The sequence below is a fragment of the Geobacillus sp. B4113_201601 genome (genome assembly GCF_001587475.1).
Taxonomy (GTDB): Bacteria; Bacillota; Bacilli; order Bacillales; family Anoxybacillaceae; genus Geobacillus; species Geobacillus icigianus.
The window spans coordinates 1-2,831 of record NZ_LQYX01000122.1; the positions used below are offsets into that span (position 1 = coordinate 1).

The 2,831-nt window shown below is 44.3% G+C and carries 1 protein-coding gene and 1 pseudogene; both read left to right on the forward strand.

The annotated features are described in order from the left end of the window. The first annotated feature begins 669 nt into the window (after nt 1-669). Nucleotides 670-1,857, forward strand: a pseudogene (locus B4113_RS18300) (IS701 family transposase). A 131-nt stretch (nt 1,858-1,988) separates the two neighbouring features. After that, nucleotides 1,989-2,711, forward strand: coding sequence for a Flp pilus assembly protein CpaB (gene cpaB, locus B4113_RS18305; RefSeq protein ID WP_033842808.1), 723 nt, complete (start codon nt 1,989-1,991; stop codon nt 2,709-2,711). Nucleotides 2,712-2,831: the final 120 nt, after the last annotated feature.

Here is a 2,831-nt window from a genome sequence, read left to right on the forward strand (position 1 = left end):
ATTCGAACGTCCATGATGGGCAAACTCCTTTGCTTTGCTTGTGTTTCAAGGTTTGATTCGACAGGAAGATAAAAAATCCTCCCGATTTTTGTCGAGAGGGTGCGAAATGTGAGGTTTAAAACGAGACATTTTAACAATGATTTTTTCGAACCGGGTGATCTTCCTATCACATAGGACGCTTCTGGTTAGGACAGTTAGTCGAGGTACCGAAATAAAGCCTGTAAAAGAGGATCTATTCACTATACGGTGCAAGTTCACTGATAAGATTGGAAATAATGATAGTATCCACCCATTGGAACTGAGTTTTTGGTCACTCTAAAATGATTTCCAAGATGGGTGGATTTTTTGTGTCCTCTTTATGCATCCATTACTATCCATTATGCATTTTGCAACACTTTCATATTGATTAATTAAATTAATTTGTCTATAAATCTTATTACGGCCAAAGCTAAGAGAGTGTATATAATTCATCTTATTGCACTTTTTCCAGTAGTTTCTTTGTTCATTTTTCATATCTCCTTTATATTACATTATTGGTTTATTATAAATAACTGTAGATGAGCAAATTTGCTAACATAAATTGACAACTAAACAAAAAAGGAGACATGAACCCGATTCCTTGGTTAGAATAGATGTACCACCAACTACCCACAAGGAGGTTCATGTCTCATGAATAGATTAGCACATCATCAACGAATCCACAAGTTTTTCATGACGCCGGGATTGGCGCTTGATTTCTCGAAGCCGGTCATCAAGCATCTCGTTTACCTTGTCGACGCCTTGACGACCAAGGGATGTTCGGGGACATTGACGGATGTCCGGTACTGGAGTTTTCACCCGAATCATCGAACGACACTGAGCCACTTTTTCACGAAAAGCCCTTGGAACGAGGAAAAACTGCTTGAGAAGCTGTAAGAATGGATCCTTCGCCAGATCGAACGCCTAGCCAAGCGGACGAATCAACCACTGTTCCTTCGATGGATGATACGATTGGCCAAAAAACAAAGCCTTCGTCACGGGCCGCCCGCGCCATTCAAGGGTGTGATTGGCACTACTCGCACAACGATCATCCATCCGTTTGGGGGCATTCGCTCGTTTGGCGGATGGTGCATACCTTCACGCAAGCGTTTCCGTTCGCGTTTCGTCTCTATGATAAGGCGGCGGGAAGAAGCAAAATCGACCTAGCGATCGAGATGTTTTCCTCGCTCAAGGGGAAGTGGGCTCAGCCGGTGTATGTGCTTATGGATTCGTGGTATCCGTCCCAAGCGCTCATCGAAGCCTGCCTGAAACAAGGATTCCATGTCATCGCCATGCTCAAGACGAACCGGATTCTCTATCCGAAAGGCATCGCCATCCAAGCGAAGGAGTTTGCCCATTATATCGAGCCCAACGACACCCGCCTCGTCACGGTGGGGAGCGAGCGCTATCGTGTCTACCGCTACGAAGGCGCTCTCAACGGTCTTGATGACGCGGTGGTGCTGCTGGCTTGGAAGGCGGATCAACCGATGACGCCGGATCATCTCCATGTCATCTTGAGCACCGACCGGGAGCTGAGTGACGAAGAGATCTTGCGTTACTATGCCCAGCGCTGGACGATCGAATGCTTTTTCCGGCAGGCAAAAGACCAACTGAAGCTTGATGGGTACCGTGTTCGCCACGTTCGGGCGGTGAAACGGTATTGGGTCGTGGTGCTGTTAGCCTGTGTATACAGCATCGCGGAATCTCAACAAGACCTCTCTTCCGGCCTGGAGCTTCTTCGGTCTCGGAAAGGACACAGCGTCGTCGAGTTCATCGATGACGCCGCAAAGCAAGAGATTCCCATTGATGTGATCAAAAAAACAGCTCCATATCGCCTAAGGGGTCCCTGTTTGTCTCTTAGGGCATGGAAATTATTGTAATGAAAAATGCTCATCTACAGAACCTTATTAAATATTTAAGACACTTGACCTAAATTTATAGATTCTAGTATTCGCAATGGAGTGACAAGCATGTTTTTCAAAGTAAGCTGGCGGGTAATCCTTATTGTTCTTAGCGCAGGAGCAATCGCATTTACTACTTATTCTTATCTAGACTCTCTTCGGAAGACTGTAAAAATCATCGTAGCTGCTGAGGACATACCCGCTCATTCGGAGATTAAAGAGAGTATGCTAAAAGAAGTAGAGGTTGAGGTCAACTCAGCAGAAATACTGTTGGATAAGCCTGCATTGGATAAGGAATCCGTTGTGGGAGGCATTCCTTTAAAAAAAATCCGTGCAGGCGAACCTATACAATTAGATCCGGAAACATTAATTTTTCCTGAACAGCGCCAAATGTATTTGCGAGCTAACGGAAAAGTGGACGTTACTTATTTCATCCCAAAGGATCGGCGATTATTAACACTAGCTTTAGAACCGCAAGCAACAGTTAATAATATGTTGGAGAAAGGTGATTGGGTGGATGTCGTCTACACCTCTAAAACATCCAACAATAATCAAAGTTTCTCGAATATGATTCTCCAACAAATCGAAGTTTTCGATGTTGAGAAAATACAATTAGATGACAATAGTTCGGGGAAGCAAGGGGTCATTCAGCATGTTACTTTGTTAGTGACTCCTCAGGAAGCGACGATTTTAACCTTAGCCAAACGCCTCGGCAGCATCGATTTAGTGCTTAATCCGTGGAATGGAGAAAAAGAGAAGACCATTCCTGTATCGGAAGAAGCATTAAAGTAATTTGGTTCTTAAACAGCGATAAAGGGTGGAGAAATATGGACGATCCACGAGTGTTGATTATCCAAAATTATACATACGCCTTCCATAAATTTGGGCATACTCAAACAAAGCAGCGGCCAT